This is a genomic window from Flavobacterium algoris (assembly GCF_048158525.1).
Taxonomy (GTDB): Bacteria; Bacteroidota; Bacteroidia; order Flavobacteriales; family Flavobacteriaceae; genus Flavobacterium; species Flavobacterium algoris.
Genome location: NZ_JBLNKT010000046.1, coordinates 1 through 17,825, shown reverse-complemented (window position 1 = coordinate 17,825; position 17,825 = coordinate 1). Strand labels below are relative to the sequence as shown.

The following is a 17,825-nucleotide window of genomic DNA, read 5'->3' as shown; positions in this document are numbered from 1 at the left end:
AATTAAAATGAGAACCTATAAAACAAAAAACAGTAGTAAACCGGAGCTTACTACTGTTTAAAAATTGTACTTTTATTTTTTATTAATCCTGTATCGTTTTTTCAGGACTAGACAAAAAAGTAATTTTCTATTTTCCTTTATTTGCTTCTACAATGTATTTTTCCAAAGCCATCGTCATTGAAGGTGTTGCTGGTGTTGGTGCCAAGATATCTACTCTTAAACCGTGATCCAACGCTTCTTTTTGTGTAGTGCTTCCAAAAACTGCAATTCGGGTATCGTTTTGCTTGAAATCTGGGAAGTTTTTAAACAATGATTTTATTCCAGTTGGGCTAAAGAAAGCTAAAACATCATAATATACATCAGCTAAATCAGACAAGTCACTCATCACTGTTTTATAAAAAACGGCTGGAGTCCAGTCTACTTTCAATGCATTAAGCGTTACTGGCGCATCGGCATTTAATTGATCTGAAGCTGGTAATAAGAATTTTTCGTCTTTGTATTTTTTTATCAGCGGAGATAAATCAGCAAAATCTTTAGGACCTACGTAAATTTTACGTTTTCTATACACGACATATTTTTGCAGGTAAAAAGCAATTGCTTCCGACTGGCAAAAATATTTCAATCCTTCAGGAACTTTAAAACGCATTTCATCAGCAACCCTAAAGAAATGATCAACTGCATTCTTGCTCGTTAAAATAATTGCGGTGTAATGATTAAGATCGATTTTTTGAAGTCTAATCTCTTTTGCATTAACGCCTTCTACATGAATAAAAGGTCTGAAATCAATTTTAACTTTATGCTTTTGTTGAAGCTCAAAGTAAGGGGAATTTTCCACTTTAGGCTCAGGCTGTGACACCAAAATTGTTTTCACTTTCATATTTTGACATTTTCTATGCGCTCCCTTTTGTAAACCAATAATACATAAAATAATAGGGGGCTATTTCAAGTGCGCAAAGATATAAAATAAAATAAAACAACTTACTGAATATTAAATTTTGATAATTTTTTATTGAAATCAAATAAGTTAATATATTTATTATCAACACTATAGCTATAATAAATAATAGAAAATTTCTTGAAATTGAGTCGTAATAAAACAAAATAATATTGATTGGCAGTATTGTTAAACCAATATAGGTTCTATAAGTAACCTTTTGAAGATTAAATTGTTCAACAAATTCTTCCATATTGAATGCCGTGGCAATAATTTTTTCTATGAGATATTTCGATAAAATAAAAAAGATAAGGAAAGTAGTTATTTGAATGTATAAAATCCAATCTGTTTTTGTGGCATATCCAAACTGACTCAACGATAGCTGAATGAAAAATGCAAATGAAATAACTTGTACAAAAAACAAAGCTATGGTAAAACCGCTTTTAAGATGACTGCTGTCTCTGTATATTTTTGTGTATTTATCTGAAAAAATTAATTTTGAAAAATCACCAAAACGGTTTTCAAAAACAGATTTAGTAACAGCAACAATAGCAAAAGACAACACAAATAAAAGTGTAGCCCAATCTTTATTTCCGGTTATCCTTGGATGAAGTACGTGTTCAATCATAGCGATACAAAATTACTATTTTTTTGCATCATTCTTTTTTATTATAAATTTATTATGAATCAAATGGCATAAAAAGTTTACTTTTGCGTTGAAATTACTCAAAAGATGAACGATTGTATTGTTATAATTCCTACCTATAACGAAATTGAAAATATCGAAAGCATTATCAGAACAGTGCTTTCTCAACACAAGCTTTTTCATGTTCTTATTATTGACGATAATTCGCCAGATGGTACAGCGGATAGAGTAGTTATGCTTCAATCTGAATTCAAAGACAGATTGTTTTTGGAAAAAAGAGCAAAAAAATCAGGCTTAGGAACTGCTTATGTACATGGGTTTAAATGGGCTTTAAAGCATACGTATGAGTTTGTTTTTGAGATGGATGCTGATTTTTCACACAATCCAAATGATTTAGAAAAATTATATAATGCCTGCCATTTAGGAGATGCTGATTTAGCGATTGGCTCTAGATATGTAACAGGTGTGAATGTGGTAAACTGGCCTTTAAGCCGTGTTTTGATGTCCTATTTTGCCTCAGTTTATGTTAAATTAATAACCGGAATGAAAATTCATGATGCTACAGCGGGTTTTGTTTGTTACAAAAGAAAAGTGTTGGAAAGCATCAATTTAGATAAAATAAAATTTGTTGGATATGCCTTCCAAATTGAAATGAAATACAGGACTTACTGTAAGAAATTTCAAATTGTTGAGGTTCCCATCATTTTTACCGATAGAACAAAAGGGCAATCCAAAATGAGTAACTCTATAATTATAGAAGCTGTTTTTGGAGTTATTTCCCTTAGATTAAAAAAATTAGTCAACACATTATAAGAAGAAGATACGATGAACAGGATTTTAATTAAGAATGCCAAAATAGTAAATGAAGGAACGATTTTTGAAGGCGATGTATTAATTGAAGATGACTTAATTGTTGAAATAGCGGAAAGCATAAGTGCTAAATCTTCCCAATGCAAAATCATTGACGCCGAAGGGAATTACCTAATTCCTGGAGCGATTGATGATCAGGTTCATTTTAGAGAACCGGGGCTTACATACAAAGGTGATATAGAATCAGAATCGAAAGCTGCAGTTGCCGGAGGAATTACTTCTTACATAGAACAACCAAATACGGTTCCAAATGCGGTAACCCAAGAAATTTTAGAAGAAAAATATAAAATTGCTGCAGAGAAATCCTATGCAAATTATTCTTTTATGATGGGTGCAACAAACGATAATTTAGAAGAAGTTCTAAAAACAAATCCGAAGAATGTTGCAGGAATAAAAATATTTTTAGGTTCATCAACCGGAAATATGTTGGTGGATAACGAAGCTACTTTAGAAAAAATATTCTCCAGTACGCCTATGCTTATTGCAGTTCATTGTGAGGATGAAACTACCATTAAAAATAATCTTGAAAAATACAAAGAAGAGTTTGGAGAAGATGTTCCAGTAATGGTTCATCACCTTATCCGAAGCGAGGAAGCCTGTTATATTTCGTCTTCAAAAGCAATTGCTTTGGCTAAGAAAACAGGTGCCCGTTTGCATATTTTTCATCTTTCGACAGCTAAAGAAATGGATTTGTTTACCAATAAAATTCCATTGGAAGATAAGAAAATTACTGCTGAAGTTTGTGTTCATCATTTATGGTTTACTAATGATGATTATGCAACCAAAGGCAATTTAATCAAATGGAATCCAGCGGTAAAAACTGCCAATGACCGAAAAGTACTTTGGGAAGCCTTGCTTGATGACCGAATTGATGTGATTGCCACCGATCACGCGCCACATACACTGGAAGAGAAAAAACTACCGTATCTAAAAGCTCCTTCTGGCGGGCCATTAGTGCAACATGCCGTTGTGGCTATGTTTGAAGCGCATCACCAAGGTAAAATTAGTATTGAAAAAATTGTTGAAAAAATGTGCCATAATCCGGCTAAGATTTTTAAAATTGAGAAGCGTGGTTTTATAAAAGAAGGCTATTATGCGGATTTGGTTATTATAAATTCAGGTTTGCCATGGAGTGTAAAAAAAGAAAATATTCTTGCTAAATGCGGATGGTCACCATTTGAAGGATTTACGTTTAAATCCAGAATAACACATACTTTTGTAAATGGACAATTAGTGTATACTGCTTTCAAAGTAAAAGAAATTCGTGCAGGAAAACGATTGTTATTTGATAGATAAAAAGGTAGGATATGAAGAAAGTAATAGCATTTTTAGCGATTGTTGCGGTACTTGTAAGCTGTAAGGATGCGGTATTAAAAAAACCAAATCGGCTTATAGAAAAAGACGAAATGATCAATATTATGTATGATTTATCGCTTTTGGAAGCTATTAAATACCAAAATCCGACCTCTTTAGATACCTTTAAAATAAATCCTAAAAGATATATTTATAAAAAGTATAAGGTTGACAGTTTACAATTTTCTAAAAGCAATACCTATTATGCTTCTAATTATGAGGAATATGCAAGTATTATTGATCAAGTAAACGATAGGTTGACTAAAAATAAAACAGCAATAACTGTTTTAATTAAGGCTGAAGAGAAAAAGAATAAGAAGAATAAGAAGAAAAAACCAGCTGAGAAATCCGTTTCGCCTACCAGTAAAATGATAGATTCATTGGAAATTAACCAAAGAAAAAGGCTTTAGTTATAAAGCTGAAATTTCTTTAATGTATTGGTGAATATCTAAAAAATCCGTTTTCAAAATAGTTGTAACTTTCTCATTGGAATATTCATTTTTAGAATAAGATGCTTTTGCAGTAGCGCTAGTCAGTTGTCTTTTTTGTATAAAAATATTCGATAGTATCCAGTCTATTCTCCAGCAAATTTCCATAAATAAAGGTTTCGCATGAATGGTAGGTCTTTTTGTAAGGAGAGAATCAGCAATGCTGTTCAAGATATCTCTGAAAACGATATTTTTTGCAATTAATGTGAATCGTTCATTATGAATTTCACTTTTCATTAATTGAGTTGCGATGCGAACAACATCTGGTACAGCAACAAACCCAGAGCTTCCCAAAGTGTAAAATGATAATCCTTTTTTTACTTTCGTAAAAAGTTGCCCGCTTCCCTGTTCCCAAAAACCAGGACCAATAATTACACCAGGATTTAGTATTATGACTTCTAATCCTTCCTGTTGCCCACGCCATATTTCCATTTCGGCACCATATTTAGAAATAGCATAATCGCTGTGTGGTTTTTCTGGATTCCATTCGGTTTCTTCTGTGATAACTTTTTCGTGTGGAGCAATATCACCAAGAGCTGCTATTGAACTCACAAAGCACAGTTTTTTTATAGCATTGGCAATACAAAAATTGACAATATTTGCGGTTCCTTCAATATTGATTTTTCGAATTAAATTTTCGTCTTTTGGATCGAAAGAAATCAAAGCGGCGCAATGATAAACAGAATCGATTCCCGCAAAAGCTTTTTCTAACGCAGGAACGTCGGTAATATCAGCTTGAATCCATTCGATAGCATCAAATAAATTAGGCTTTTTGTATAAATTAAATAGATTTTTAGTCTTTTCTATACTTTTTGTATTGCGATAAATGGCACGGACATTTTCTCCACTTTCAATTAAATGAAGCAATACATGCGCACCTACTAAACCTGTTCCTCCTGTGACTAAAATCATTTGGTAAAGATAATGGATTGTTCGATTTTATAGAGATAGATTTTCAAATTATGCAATTAAAACTATCTTTGTGCAAATTGATTTTTATAAAATGAAAAATATTATTTCCGAATTACAATGGCGCGGTTTAGTTCACGATATCATGCCTGGAACTGAAGAGCAACTTCTAAAAGAAATGACAACCACTTACATCGGATTTGATCCAACATCGGATTCCTTACATATTGGAAGCTTGGTGCCTATAATTCTTTTGGTTCATTTGAAAAATTTTGGACACAAACCTATTGCATTGGTTGGTGGAGCTACAGGAATGATTGGGGATCCATCCGGTAAATCTGATGAGAGAAATCTCTTGGATGAAGCTACTTTGAATCATAATGTAGAAGGAATAAAAAGTGTTTTATCTCGTTTTTTAGATTTTAATTCGAATGAAATAAACGCGCCAGTTCTGGTAAATAATTACGATTGGATGAAGAATTTGTCATTCATTAATTTCGCTCGTGATGTGGGTAAAAGAATCACCGTGAATTATATGATGGCCAAAGATTCTGTAAAGAAAAGATTGTCTGGCGAAGGAGAAGGGATGTCTTTTACCGAGTTTACGTATCAATTAATTCAAGGATATGATTTTTACCATTTGCATAAAGAATACAATTGTTTGTTACAAATGGGAGGTTCAGACCAATGGGGAAATATTACAACCGGGACTGAATTAGTAAGACGAATGAATTCAGAAGGAGCCAAAGCATATGCGATGACTTGTCCGTTAATTACAAAAGCTGACGGTTCAAAATTTGGAAAATCCGAAGGAGGAAATGTTTGGTTGACGGCTGATAAAACTTCGGTTTATAAATTTTACCAGTTTTGGTTGAATACCACCGATGTTGACGCAGAGAAATACATTAAGATTTTTACTTTTTTAGACAAAGAAACAATAGATGCGTTAATAGAAGAACATCAAACGGCTCCGCATTTAAGAGTTTTACAACGAAGATTGGCTGAAGAGTTAACGGTTTTTGTTCATTCAAAAGAAGATTTAGAAAAAGCAATTAAAGCCTCTAATATTTTGTTTGGAAATGCCACTGCCGATGATTTGAAACAATTAGACGAAGCGACTTTCTTAGAAGTTTTTGAAGGTGTTCCGCAGGCGGAAATTGCCAGAAATGAGATTGAAGCAGGAATTGATATTGTTACTGTTTTGAACGAAAAAACAAGTTTTATGAAATCGAATGGTGAAGCAAGACGTGCTTTGACTGCAAATTCTATTTCAATAAATAAAGAAAAAGTTGCCGAAGATTTTGTGCTTTCGACCAAAGATTTAATCAACAATCAATTTGTGTTGTTGCAAAGCGGAAAGAAAAATTATTTTGTGATTAGCTTGAAAAAAGAAGTCCGTGAATCTTTAGGGAAAGTTAAATTGCTTCCAAGGAAAAGACGATTAGCTGTTCCTAGTGTAGATAAAAAACCTACAAGGGTTAAAATTAGAGGCTTTAAAAACGAAACTGAATATATTCAAAAGGTTGGTCAAGAAAATTTTGTGGTTATGCCTAAATATTTGAATGTGGTAGGTTTTAAAAACTATAAAATTGTTTCTAAAATTGAAGGGGTTAGACAAGCTGTTGATTCTTGTATAATTAATTATTCTACAACCACAAATGATTTTGTTTCTATCCCAAAAAAAATTAGAACAAAACTTGGTTTAAGAAAAAATGATCAGGTTAGGTTTTCTGTTAATGATGATAAAAAGGAGATTGTTTTTGAGTTAAAAAACGATTGAACTTTCTTTTAGGGCAATGAGGTTACAACCTCGAATATCAGAATTATCAAAACGTTCCAATACCTCGAAAGAGTTGTTGGGATTTTTTTTGACTATAATTTGAATTTTTGTTTTATTTGAGTGAAATTCAATTTTTGAGCATTCCTCCGATATTTTATATTAAAATTCATTAGAAGCAAAAAAAGATATAAATAAAAGTCAATTGTATATATTTGTTGTTTAGAACAAATTTGTAAATCGTTTATTTATTGCTAAAAAATAGATTTCAATAATTTATTTCTAGGGATTTCTTAAATTAAATCTGACATTGAAAACAAAACTAATACACTCTTTTTTTACCTTATTTTCCCTTTTAATATGTTCTGTTTTTACTCCTTGTTTTGGTCAGTCGCAAGTTATATTTAATAAAATAAATCAAACCAATGGGCTCTCTAATGACAGAGTGAGAAGTATTGTAAAGGAAAAAAATGGTTTTGTTTGGATTGGTACTGAAAATGGTTTGAATCGGTATGACGGTAACAAAATAAAAACATACAATAAACAAAATAGTGCTTTAAGCGCAAATGACATCTCCGATTTACTGATAGATCATAAAGGAAAAATTTGGATTGCTACGTTTGGAGGAGGATTGAATTTATACAATCCTTCGAATGATAAATTCGTGGCTTACAAAAATATTTCGAATGATAATCGTTCTGTTCCTTCTAATGAATTGAATACTCTTTTTGAAGATTCAAAAGGAACGATTTGGCTAGGTACAAAAAATGGGCTTTCCTTTTTTGAAGAAAGAAAAAAAAAATTTAAAACCTATAAGTTTCAGGCTACCAATAAAAAATCATTAAGTAATAATGACGTTAGAAGTATTTATGAAGATGCGAATAAAAATCTTTGGATCGGTACTTTTGGCGGCGGTTTAAATAAATTCAATCCCAAAACGGGTGTGTTTGTACGCATTAATTCTTCCAGCGCTATCTCGCCGGATTACATCCATTCTATAAGCAGTTTGAATAAGGATGAAATTCTAATCGGTACGAGCGGGAAAGGATTGCTGACATTAGATGTAAATAGTTTAAGCTTTCAAAAAAAAAATTACGGAATAGATAAAAAGATTACGATTGTACGGTGCATAAAAAAGGGAAAAAATGGGGCTTTATGGATTGGAACAGATGGTAACGGACTTTTTAAAATAACTAATATCAATAGTGTAAAGCCAATTGTTTATAATTATACAAATGATTCCCAATTAGAATCTTCAATTTCCAGTAATGCCATATACAATCTCATGGAAGATGAGAATTTTAATATTTGGTTAGGAACGGCATGGAATGGTGTTGATGTATTAAGTTCTAATAAAGACTATACTTTTTTGCCCAGTGCTGATAAAGGGGAAACACCAATGTCAGTATTGTCTGTTTATAAAAATAAGGATGCTTTTTTTATGGGGCTAGACGGAAAAGGACTGGCTGTTTTGCAAGAAAAAACAAATACCGTAAAGCGATATAATAGTGAGCGAAAGAATTCAATAGGAGACGATTATATTCAGTACATAAAAGAGGCTAATAACGGAACTCTTTGGATTGGAACTTTTGTAAATGGCCTGGTTAATTTTAATTACAAAACAGGTTCCGCTATACAATTCAAACAAGATATAGCAAACCCAAAATCGTTAAGTTACAATGATGTCCGTTACGTTGTTGAAGATGAAAAAAACAATATTTGGGTAGCTACTTGGGGAGGAGGACTTAATTATTATAATGTAACTGCAAAAGAATTTAAAAGTTATAAAAAGAAATCAGGAGACCCATTTTCTATAAGTAGTGACAATGTAATCTCACTTCAAAAAGATGGAGATTTAATTTGGCTGGCTACTTTTGGTGGCGGAGTCAATCTCCTGAATCCAAAAACCAACCGTTTTAAAGTTTATAAAAGTTCAGGGAATAATCAAAACTCTATTAGCAGTGATTATGTTTACAGTATCTTAAAAGATACCAAAGGGAATTTATGGATTGGAACTGCCGGAGAAGGAATTAATCTTTTGGATAAAAAGACCAAAAAAATTAATCGTTTTGAAAAATATAAAAATGTCCGTTATCAGACAGTGACGGCAATTATAGAAGATAACAGGGGATTAATCTGGTTTAGTACTAAACAAGGGATTTTTAATTATGATTATAAAACAAAAAATTTCAACAGTTTTTCAAATCTTAAAGGGGTTTATCATATTAACTCCAGTTTTAAAGACGAAAAAGGGATGTTGTACTTTGGTTGTTCTAAGGGAGTTATTAAATTTAATCCTGAAACAATCAAAGCTAAAAACATCACCCCTAAAGTAAAATTTACAAGTTTCAAACTTTTCAATAAAGAAGTTCCAATCGGGGAAGATGAAATATTGAAAAACGACATTGCTTTTTCTAAAGATATAACTTTAGAATACGACCAGGATGTCATTACTTTTGAATTTGCAGCAATGCAATTTCCTTCCTCTGCTAATTGTGAGTACCAGATTAAAATGGACAATTTTGATCGAAATTGGCGATCGATAGGTAAAGATGGTACGGCTACTTATACGAATCTTTCACCAGGTAAATATGTTTTTAAAGTTAGGAGCAGAGAATTGGGAAGTGACTGGACAAATGAATATAGTGCTGTAAATATTAAAATTTTAAAACCTTTTTGGTTGGAATGGTGGGCATTTTTAATTTATACTCTTTTAGTAATTCTAATTTTATATGTTTTTATAAAATACATCATTACATGGGGAAAAATGAAAGCGGATTTAAGATTTGAGAAATTCACACACGAAAAAGACATAGAACTCTATAATCTGAAACAAGATTTTTTCACGAATATCTCTCATGAAATAAGAACTCCTGTAACGCTTATTTTGAGTTCCATCAATAAATTATTAAAAATCGATGACTTTACTGAAGGCCATCAGCAAAATCCTTTTGGTACCATTAAAAAGAATGGAGAATATTTACTTAATCTAGTGAATGAACTTCTTGACTTTAGAAAACTGGAGCATCATCAAATCAAATTAAATGTAGTAAAAGAGGATTGGGTTAAGTTTAGTAAGGAGATTTATCTGTCTTTTAAGGAATTTGCCTATCAGAAGGAAATCAAATTTGAGTTTGAATCCTCAAGCGAAATGATAGAATTATGGTTTGACAAAAATCAGATGGAAAAAGTGCTGTATAATTTATTTTCTAATGCATTAAAATTCACAAATACCGGAGGCACTATAAAGCTTTTTGTCACAGAAACGGAAGAAAAAGTACAGTTAGAATTGGTAGATGAAGGAGTTGGGATTTCAAAGAAACATCTTTCGAAAATATTTAATCGTTTTTATCAGGCCAGTGATTCCAATAATAGCAATGGAGCCGGTTTTGGATTAGGGTTAACGATTTCAAATGAAATTATAAAGCTGCATCACGGAGAAATAACCGTTAAAAGTAAAAAGGGTTCCGGTAGTACCTTTATAATCACATTGAAAAAAGGGAATGCTTATTTTAATGAAGATGAAATTGGGGGAAATGAAACCAATGATGAACTTATAGAAAATTATTTTACCAGTAAAAAAGGGAATGAACAAATCGTTGAGCAAACTCATGATGCTATTGCTGTAATCAAAGAGCAAACGTTACTTATTGTAGAAGATAATGCGGACATATGCAACTATATTGTTGACCTTTTTTCTGACGAGTTTACTGTTTTACAAGCTTCCAATGGAAAAGAAGGTTTAGAAATTGCCTTAGAGAAATTACCGGATCTCATTGTGAGCGATGTCATGATGCCAGTAATGGATGGAATAGAGTTAACCCATAATTTGAAATCAAATGCCAGTACTAGCCATATACCAGTCATACTTTTAACGGCCAGAGCTTCTTTCATGCATAAAATGGCAGGTTTTGAAACGGGTGCGGACGATTATATTACAAAACCTTTTAATGAGTCGCTCCTTCGTGCCAGAATTAAAAATATTTTAAAAAATAGAGTGCGGTTACATGAAATATTCCGTTCAGAGGAGTTTATGTCTATTGGGGACTTAACCAAAAACAAATCAGATCTTGCCTTTCTTCAAAATCTAGGCAATTTAATTGAGGAAAATATAGATTGTAATGATTTTTCTGTAAATGTAGTGGTTAAGCATTTGGGCATGAGCCATTCCGTAATTTATAAAAAACTTAAAGTTTTAACGGGTTTGTCACTGGTGGAGTATGTCCGAGAATACAAATTAAAGAAGGCCAAACAATTGCTCTTAAAAAAAGAGAATACAGTAGCTGAGGTATCCTATTTGGTAGGATATTCTGACCGTAAATATTTTAGCAAGCTCTTTAAAGAACGCTTTGGCAAGAACCCTTCCTCTTATTTAAACGATTAATAGCTTACCGAGGTTTTGGATTATTCAGGTAATACTTAATTCCCTTTTTAATTCCAATAGAAATTCTATACTCGTTGCAACCTGGAATGCACCAACTATTTTTTTAACATTACCTATTACTATAATTCTGGATTATAGTACCTAAAAACAGTGTCGTTTTTTATTTCACAAATGAAAATTGATGCTAATTCTTTCCTTGTTTACTACTTCAGTACTGCTTGGGAATTTCTAAAATCGATGTTTTTTTAAAGTCGCAAAGCGAACTTGCTTCGATTTTAAGACCGTTGTGGTTTTTAAATAAAATAATAATAATTTAAAAAATCGCCTTTTTTTCTATATCCTTAATTTTATTGGTATTTTATACCAATAAAACGATTTTGTCTCCCTATAAAGATGAATTAATTCCCCTTTGATTTTTTACCCTAAACCTAAATTGCAACGTATTAGAACTACCTATTTTTTTAAAAAAAATTAACCAAAACCACCAAAAAAATTAATTATGGGGAAACGAATTAACAGTAGTCAATCCAAAACCAAATTTGGGTTGTAGGTGATGCAACACCGGGAGGATGGAATTTTAGTGGAGGCGAAACACAAATTGTTGAAATTAATCCTGATATTTGGCAAGCTACTTTTGCATTCTCTGCTGGAGTTTTCAGATTTTTTGAAAGTCAAGGGGTTTGGGATACCAATAATAATTACAAACATTATGCAGATGCCGGTTATGTTATAGATTCAAAATTTCAAAATGATGGAAGTGGTGATGCAAATTTTAAGTTTGTAGGTACTTCAGGCACTTATACAGTAACAATTAATGCAATAGACAAAACAATCAAGTTAAATTAATAATTAGTAGTGATTCTATTGGTTGATTCCAATAAAATTAACCAATAGATTTAAAAAAGAGTTGAATAAAGGTATCTAAATAAATTTAGAATTATAACCCTATAATACGTCTGTTTTTCAGGCTTTAAAAAAATAAGATGAATAAAATATTTGTACAATTAAGACAGATTTTCATAGTGTTAATTGCATTGACAACTTTTTCTTGTAGTAATGCACAAAATCCAGAGACAACTTCTGCGAAGCCAACAGTACCAACAACTTTTGCTTTTTCAAAAGGAGCCGATGTAGGATGGTTACCCCAGATGGAAGCTACAGGGTATAAATTTTATGACGCAGACGGTACAAAGAAAGACTGTTTGCAATTGCTAAAAGACAGAGGAATTAATACCATTCGTCTTCGGGTTTGGGTAAATCCTTCCAATGACAAAGCAAGTGGACATTGTAGTCCTGCAGAAACTGTGGTTATGGCTGTTCGTGCTCAAAAATTAGGAATGCGGATTATGATCGATTTTCATTACAGTGACACTTGGGCGGATCCCGGAAAGCAAACTAAACCTACTGCTTGGGTAAATCATAGTTTTTCAGAATTATTAAATGATGTTTATAATCATACTTTTGATGTTTTGACCTTACTAAAAACGGCTGGAGTAACTCCAGAATGGGTGCAAGTGGGGAATGAAATCCCTGACGGCATGTTATGGCCAGAAGGAAAATCGGCTAATTTCGGTCAACTCACACAACTTTTGAATAAAGGCTATGATGCTACAAAAGCAATTAATCCGGCTATTAAAGTTATTGTCCATCTTGATGAGGGGAATAATAATGCCAAGTTCAGATGGTTTTTTGATAATGCTAAAGCAAATAATGTAAAGTACGATGTAATAGGTCTTTCGTATTATCCGTATTGGTTAAAAAGTGATTATAAAGCTACTATCGCTGATTTAGCCAATAATCTCAATGATATGGTTTCCAGATACAATAAAGAAGTTATGGTTGTTGAGGTTGGAGGGGATTATACTTTAGTTCAAAATACTAAGGATATGTTGATTGCCGTAATTAATGCGGTAAAAAATGTACCCAATAATAAAGGGCTTGGAGTAATTTATTGGGAACCTGAAGGAGAGAAAAGTTGGAGTGGCTATCAATTAAATGCATGGCAATCTGATGGGAAACCATCACCGGCCTTAGATGCTTTTAAAGAATAATTTATGAGTGATAAAACAGGATAGCTTAATAAAGTTACATTGAAAAAAGATAAGATTTTTTTTATATTATAATATTAAATAATTAGACAGATTGATAATGAATAAATTGATGAATATTCTAATTGTATTTTTAACAATTACACAAATTTCCTTTGCTCAGGTACGGACAGTTAGGGAATTAGACTCGAACTGGAAGTTTCAAAAAGGAGATTTCGAAAATGCTTTTCAATCCAATTTTAATGATTCAAAATGGGAAAAAGTGAGCGTACCTCATGATTGGGCAATTTACGGTCCTTTTGATAAAGAAATAGACAAACAAAAAGTAGCTATTGTTCAAAATGGTGAAAAAGTAGCTTCCGAAAAAACAGGAAGAACAGGTTCATTGCCTCATGTTGGTTCCGCTTGGTACAGAAACAAGTTTTCGATATCGGCTGCGGAGAATGGAAAGAAAGTGATTCTGCTTTTTGAAGGTGCCATGAGCGAACCACAAATCTATTTAAACGGGAAAAAGGTGGGCGAATGGGCTTATGGTTACAGCTATTTTTATTTTGATGTAACTGATTTCATTACAACAGGAGAGAATTCCTTGGCGGTAAAATTAACCAACAAAGAGTTTGCTTCACGTTGGTATCCGGGTGCCGGTTTGTACAGAAAAGTAAGCCTTATCATAAAAAATAAGGAAAGTATTGATCAGTGGGGAACTTCTATTACAACGCCTTTTATTAGCAAGGAAGCAGCTAAAGTAAATGTAAAAACAAAAGCTACTGGCGAAAATGGCTATTTAGTTACCACTATTTTTGATGCTAATGGGCAAAAACTAAGTTCTGATAAAGTAACAACAAAATTCGGAAATGAATTCGATCAAAACATCAAAGTTGAAAATCCAAAATTGTGGAGTCCAGAAAGTCCTTATTTGTATAAAGCCGTTTCGCAATGGTTTGTTGGAGAAGAATTAAAAGATGAGGTTACGACTCGTTTTGGAATTCGAGATATAAAATATGAAGCCAATAAAGGATTTAGTTTAAATGGGGAGGTTCGAAAATTTAAAGGAGTTTGCCTGCATCATGATTTAGGACCTTTGGGAACAGCAATAAATGTAGCGGCTTTACGTCGTCAATTGACTATTTTAAAAGACATGGGCTGTAATGCTATTCGAAGTTCTCACAACATGCCATCATTGGAACAACTTGAATTGTGTGACGAAATGGGTTTTATGTTTTTAGCTGAAAGTTTTGACGAATGGGCAAAGCCAAAAGTTAAGAATGGATACAACCGATTTTTTGAAGCTTATGCCGAGAAAGATATCGTTAACTTAGTTCATGCTACCAGAAATCATCCTTCTATTGTAATGTGGAGTTCTGGAAATGAAGTTCCGGATCAATGGGGAGAAGCTGGGGTAAAACGTGCCAAATGGTTACAGGAAATTTTCCATCGTGAAGATCCAACAAGACCTGTAACGGTAGGTATGGATCAGGTTAAAGCTACTATGGAATCCGGTTTCGGAGCTTTGTTAGATGTTCCAGGCTTAAATTACAGAGTACATTTGTATGAAGAGGCATTTAAAAAATTTCCACAAGGATTTATTTTAGGTTCTGAAACGGCTTCTACCGTAAGTTCAAGAGGAATTTATAAATTTCCCGTAGTACAAGCTAAAGACAAGCAATATGCTGATTTTCAAAGTTCTTCTTATGATTTAGAAGCCTGTAGTTGGTCAAATGTACCTGATGAAGATTTTATATTACAAGATGATAAGCCATGGGTTATTGGTGAATTTGTTTGGACAGGGTTTGATTATTTAGGTGAACCGACTCCTTATGATGAAAGCTGGCCTTCTCGTAGTTCATATTTTGGAATTAATGATCTAGCAGGTTTGCCTAAAGACCGATTCTATTTGTATAGAAGCCGCTGGAATAAAGAAAAAGAAACCTTACATATTTTACCACATTGGAATTGGGAAGGTCGAGAAGGTAAGGTAACACCGGTATTTGTGTATACTAATTATGACAGTGCAGAGCTTTTTGTAAACGGGAAAAGTATGGGAATTCAAAAAAAGAATACTGCAACACCACAAAACAGATATCGTTTGATGTGGATGGATGTTAAGTACGAACCAGGAACAGTGAAAGTAGTTGCCTTTGATAAAGAAGGAAAAGCAGTTGCCGAAGAGGAAATTCATACTGCTGGAAAAGCATACCAAATTGTGCTTAACGCCGATAGAAAAACAATACAGGCAGATGGTAAAGACTTGTCATATGTTACTGTTTCTTTAGTAGATAAAAATGGGATTCCATGTCCCACAGCAACAGATCAATTGCAATTTAAAGTGAAAGGAAAAGGAACCTATAGGGCAGCATGTAACGGGGACGCTACTTCACTGGAACAATTTCATTTGCCAACAATGAAACTATTCAGCGGAAAATTAGTAGTGCTGGTTCAATCGTTAAAAGAAGCCGGAAATATGGAATTAACGGTTAGTGGAAAAGGATTAAAAACAGCAACTTTAATTATTAATTCTACTGATTAGAATTTCATAATAAAAATTTAGAACCCCTCTTTTCTGGAAATGGAAAGAGGGTTTTTTTGTTTATCGAATTTCTAAATGGATTCTCAAATTGGTTTCTGGGCCAATGGTGCAAATTGCTAATTATTGGACAGCAAATTCCCCATTGAATGTGACTTTATATACTAATTGTGATGAGGTGGCCTTGTATTTAAACGATGTTTTGGTGTCTAAGGAAAAACCATTTGTAAATGGTAATAGAGATGCCTTACAACATTCTCCGTTTGTTTTTAAACTGGATAAATTTATTTCTGGAACCTTGCGTGCCGAAGGATTTATCAAAGGAGAAAAAGTGATTTCTAATGTTGTGAAAACTCCTGAAAGCCCAGTAAAAATCAAATTGAGTTATGATGTTTCGTCAAAAGCAATCAATGCGAATTCTCCTGATATGGTTTTTGTATATGCTAAAATCACCGATTTGAATGGAACCTTTATCCCAACGGCAATGAACGAAGTAACTTTTGCTTTAAGCGGAGAAAATGCAGCATTAATTGGTGAAAATCCCGTGAAAGCCGAAGCAGAAATTGCTGTCATTATTCTTAAAACTAAGAATTTAAACAGTCCGATAACGATAAAGGCTTCGGGAGCAAATTTAGAATCGGCAACTCTAAAAATTAATTAAGTCAGGAAATAGTATGAGTTATTGTAATACACTTTAAAGAACCATCAAGTTACAACCTCGAATATCAGAATTATCAAAACGTCCCAATACCTCGAAAGAGTTGTTGGGATTTTTTTTGCCTAAATCCTGCGTGGCAATAAAAGAGCAGGAATTGATATTAGCCAAATCAATTACGTTGATTCCACCCGTTTTCCCGTCTTGAATGTAGGTCAAAGCGTCTTCGGTATCACGAATGAGGATTTGCATCCAGGAAGGGCATTCAAATACGCCATTTCCTAAAGAATATGCTTGTGAAAGCAATTCGGTCATCCCGTATTCTGAATGAATTGCCGCAACGCTAAATCCTTTACATAATTGTTCGTGTAATTCTTCCCGAATCATTTCTTTACGTTTTCCTTTCATTCCTCCCGTTTCCATGATTATGGTGTTTTGCAGTTGGAATTGGTGTTTCTCAATCAAATCTAACAAAGCATAAGTGACGCCAATTAAAATGATATTTTGTCCTGCTTGATCCAGAGCAATGAGTTTTGCTATAAGTTCGTCATGATTGTGCAGGTAAAAACCGCTTTCCGGATGATTGGAAAGTGTTATCAAATCTTCAACCATGTAAATCAACGAAGAGCCTTCTCTTTCAAGATAGGAAGGGAGCAACGCCAAAATAGCATAATCCTCGATGTTCCCATAAAACTGAGAAAATCCTTTGCGATAGCTTTCTTCATATATGGAAGCGTCAGTGACTAAATGCTTGCTGGTAATCATTCCGGTTGTTCCGCTACTGGTAAAAGTTTCTTCAATCGCATCTGTATTAGAAACGACTTGGTGACTCTTGAAAAACTGTATCGGTAAAAAGGGAATTTGAGATAATGATTTTACTTTGTGAGGATCTGTTTTTAAAAAATTACAAAATTCCTGATACACCTTATTGTTTTCGTATTGAAAACGAAACACTTTTAAAGCGATTTTCTCAAACTGTTTTTGACTGGAAATAGCAAATATATCGGTAGTTGGAATCAAGAATTTTTTTTACAAAAGTAAGTAAAAAAATTGTAGACACTTAAGCATTCAAAGTCTTTGCAAGCGCTTTATTCAATTTAATAAATAGCAGTACTGTTTTATAAAAAAGAGGTTGTCTGAAAAGATAGCCTCTACTTGTTTTAAGGAATACCTGATTTAGCAGAAATTTATTAAAAATTGAAAATATTGCCTTAATAATTGTTCTAAAAGTTTGTTT

General features: G+C 33.0%; 12 protein-coding genes and 1 pseudogene. 9 read left to right on the top strand and 4 right to left on the bottom strand.

What is annotated here, in order from left to right; genetic code table 11:
- Positions 1 to 127 precede the first annotated feature (127 nt).
- Together ACM55I_RS15905 and ACM55I_RS15900 are read right to left on the bottom strand one after the other, a co-directional pair.
- Positions 128 to 877 carry a uroporphyrinogen-III synthase gene (locus ACM55I_RS15905; protein WP_416847817.1) on the bottom strand — a complete coding sequence of 250 codons (750 nt, stop codon included), beginning with the start codon at positions 875 to 877 and terminating at the stop codon, positions 128 to 130.
- Positions 878 to 890: 13 nt separating this feature from the next.
- Entirely contained in the window at positions 891 to 1,562 is a 672-nt protein-coding gene (locus ACM55I_RS15900) for a DUF4271 domain-containing protein (protein ID WP_416847815.1), read from the bottom strand.
- 105 nt (positions 1,563 to 1,667) lie between these two features.
- Between ACM55I_RS15900 and ACM55I_RS15895 the strand changes: the two genes are divergently transcribed.
- The 3 genes from ACM55I_RS15895 to ACM55I_RS15885 are packed head-to-tail and all read left to right on the top strand — an operon-like array spanning position 1,668 to position 4,213.
- Positions 1,668 to 2,393 carry a polyprenol monophosphomannose synthase gene (locus tag ACM55I_RS15895; RefSeq protein WP_416847814.1) on the top strand — a complete coding sequence of 242 codons (726 nt, stop codon included), beginning with the start codon at positions 1,668 to 1,670 and terminating at the stop codon, positions 2,391 to 2,393.
- A gap of 12 nt (positions 2,394 to 2,405) precedes the next feature.
- On the top strand, positions 2,406 to 3,746 hold the full coding sequence (locus ACM55I_RS15890) for a dihydroorotase (protein WP_416847812.1): 1,341 nt from the start codon (positions 2,406 to 2,408) through the stop codon (positions 3,744 to 3,746).
- Positions 3,747 to 3,757: 11 nt separating this feature from the next.
- A complete protein-coding gene (locus ACM55I_RS15885; RefSeq protein WP_416847811.1) occupies positions 3,758 to 4,213 on the top strand; it encodes a DUF4296 domain-containing protein in 456 nt (151 codons plus the stop codon).
- On the opposite strand, the gene ACM55I_RS15880 is transcribed toward ACM55I_RS15885, so the two are convergent.
- Entirely contained in the window at positions 4,214 to 5,203 is a 990-nt protein-coding gene (locus ACM55I_RS15880) for an NAD-dependent epimerase/dehydratase family protein (RefSeq protein ID WP_416847809.1), read from the bottom strand.
- 91 nt (positions 5,204 to 5,294) lie between these two features.
- Here ACM55I_RS15880 and tyrS point away from each other — a divergent pair.
- From tyrS to ACM55I_RS15845, 6 genes and pseudogenes are all read left to right on the top strand, one after another.
- Positions 5,295 to 6,578 (top strand): annotated as a pseudogene (tyrS, locus tag ACM55I_RS15875) (tyrosine--tRNA ligase); the annotation flags it as partial.
- Between the two features lie 168 nt (positions 6,579 to 6,746).
- Entirely contained in the window at positions 6,747 to 6,980 is a 234-nt protein-coding gene (locus ACM55I_RS15870) for an AbrB/MazE/SpoVT family DNA-binding domain-containing protein (RefSeq protein ID WP_416847819.1), read from the top strand.
- A 307-nt stretch (positions 6,981 to 7,287) separates the two neighbouring features.
- Positions 7,288 to 11,361: a hybrid sensor histidine kinase/response regulator transcription factor gene (locus ACM55I_RS15865; RefSeq protein WP_416847808.1), complete on the top strand. Its 4,074-nt coding sequence runs from the start codon at positions 7,288 to 7,290 to the stop codon at positions 11,359 to 11,361.
- A 983-nt stretch (positions 11,362 to 12,344) separates the two neighbouring features.
- Positions 12,345 to 13,412, top strand: coding sequence for a glycoside hydrolase family 53 protein (locus ACM55I_RS15855; RefSeq protein ID WP_416847807.1), 1,068 nt, complete (start codon positions 12,345 to 12,347; stop codon positions 13,410 to 13,412).
- Between the two features lie 109 nt (positions 13,413 to 13,521).
- The gene (locus ACM55I_RS15850; protein WP_465245415.1) at positions 13,522 to 15,936 is read left to right on the top strand and encodes a DUF4982 domain-containing protein; all 2,415 of its coding nucleotides are present in this window, start codon (positions 13,522 to 13,524) and stop codon (positions 15,934 to 15,936) included.
- A 103-nt stretch (positions 15,937 to 16,039) separates the two neighbouring features.
- Positions 16,040 to 16,594, top strand: coding sequence for a DUF4982 domain-containing protein (locus ACM55I_RS15845; protein ID WP_416847805.1), 555 nt, complete (start codon positions 16,040 to 16,042; stop codon positions 16,592 to 16,594).
- 33 nt (positions 16,595 to 16,627) lie between these two features.
- On the opposite strand, the gene ACM55I_RS15840 is transcribed toward ACM55I_RS15845, so the two are convergent.
- Positions 16,628 to 17,608, bottom strand: a complete 981-nt coding sequence (locus ACM55I_RS15840; protein ID WP_416847804.1) for a LuxE/PaaK family acyltransferase — start codon at positions 17,606 to 17,608, stop codon at positions 16,628 to 16,630.
- Positions 17,609 to 17,825: the final 217 nt, after the last annotated feature.

What these genes read in the sequence shown, in the direction of transcription:
- ACM55I_RS15905 (WP_416847817.1), bottom strand. Translation starts at nt 877, where the DNA reads ATGAAAGTGAAAACAATTTTGGTGTCACAGCCTGAGCCTAAAGTGGAA.
- ACM55I_RS15900 (WP_416847815.1), bottom strand. Translation starts at nt 1,562, where the DNA reads ATGATTGAACACGTACTTCATCCAAGGATAACCGGAAATAAAGATTGG.
- ACM55I_RS15895 (WP_416847814.1), top strand. Translation starts at nt 1,668, where the DNA reads ATGAACGATTGTATTGTTATAATTCCTACCTATAACGAAATTGAAAAT.
- ACM55I_RS15890 (WP_416847812.1), top strand. Translation starts at nt 2,406, where the DNA reads ATGAACAGGATTTTAATTAAGAATGCCAAAATAGTAAATGAAGGAACG.
- ACM55I_RS15885 (WP_416847811.1), top strand. Translation starts at nt 3,758, where the DNA reads ATGAAGAAAGTAATAGCATTTTTAGCGATTGTTGCGGTACTTGTAAGC.
- ACM55I_RS15880 (WP_416847809.1), bottom strand. Translation starts at nt 5,203, where the DNA reads ATGATTTTAGTCACAGGAGGAACAGGTTTAGTAGGTGCGCATGTATTG.
- ACM55I_RS15870 (WP_416847819.1), top strand. Translation starts at nt 6,747, where the DNA reads ATGCCTAAATATTTGAATGTGGTAGGTTTTAAAAACTATAAAATTGTT.
- ACM55I_RS15855 (WP_416847807.1), top strand. Translation starts at nt 12,345, where the DNA reads ATGAATAAAATATTTGTACAATTAAGACAGATTTTCATAGTGTTAATT.
- ACM55I_RS15850 (WP_465245415.1), top strand. Translation starts at nt 13,522, where the DNA reads ATGAATATTCTAATTGTATTTTTAACAATTACACAAATTTCCTTTGCT.
- ACM55I_RS15845 (WP_416847805.1), top strand. Translation starts at nt 16,040, where the DNA reads ATGGTGCAAATTGCTAATTATTGGACAGCAAATTCCCCATTGAATGTG.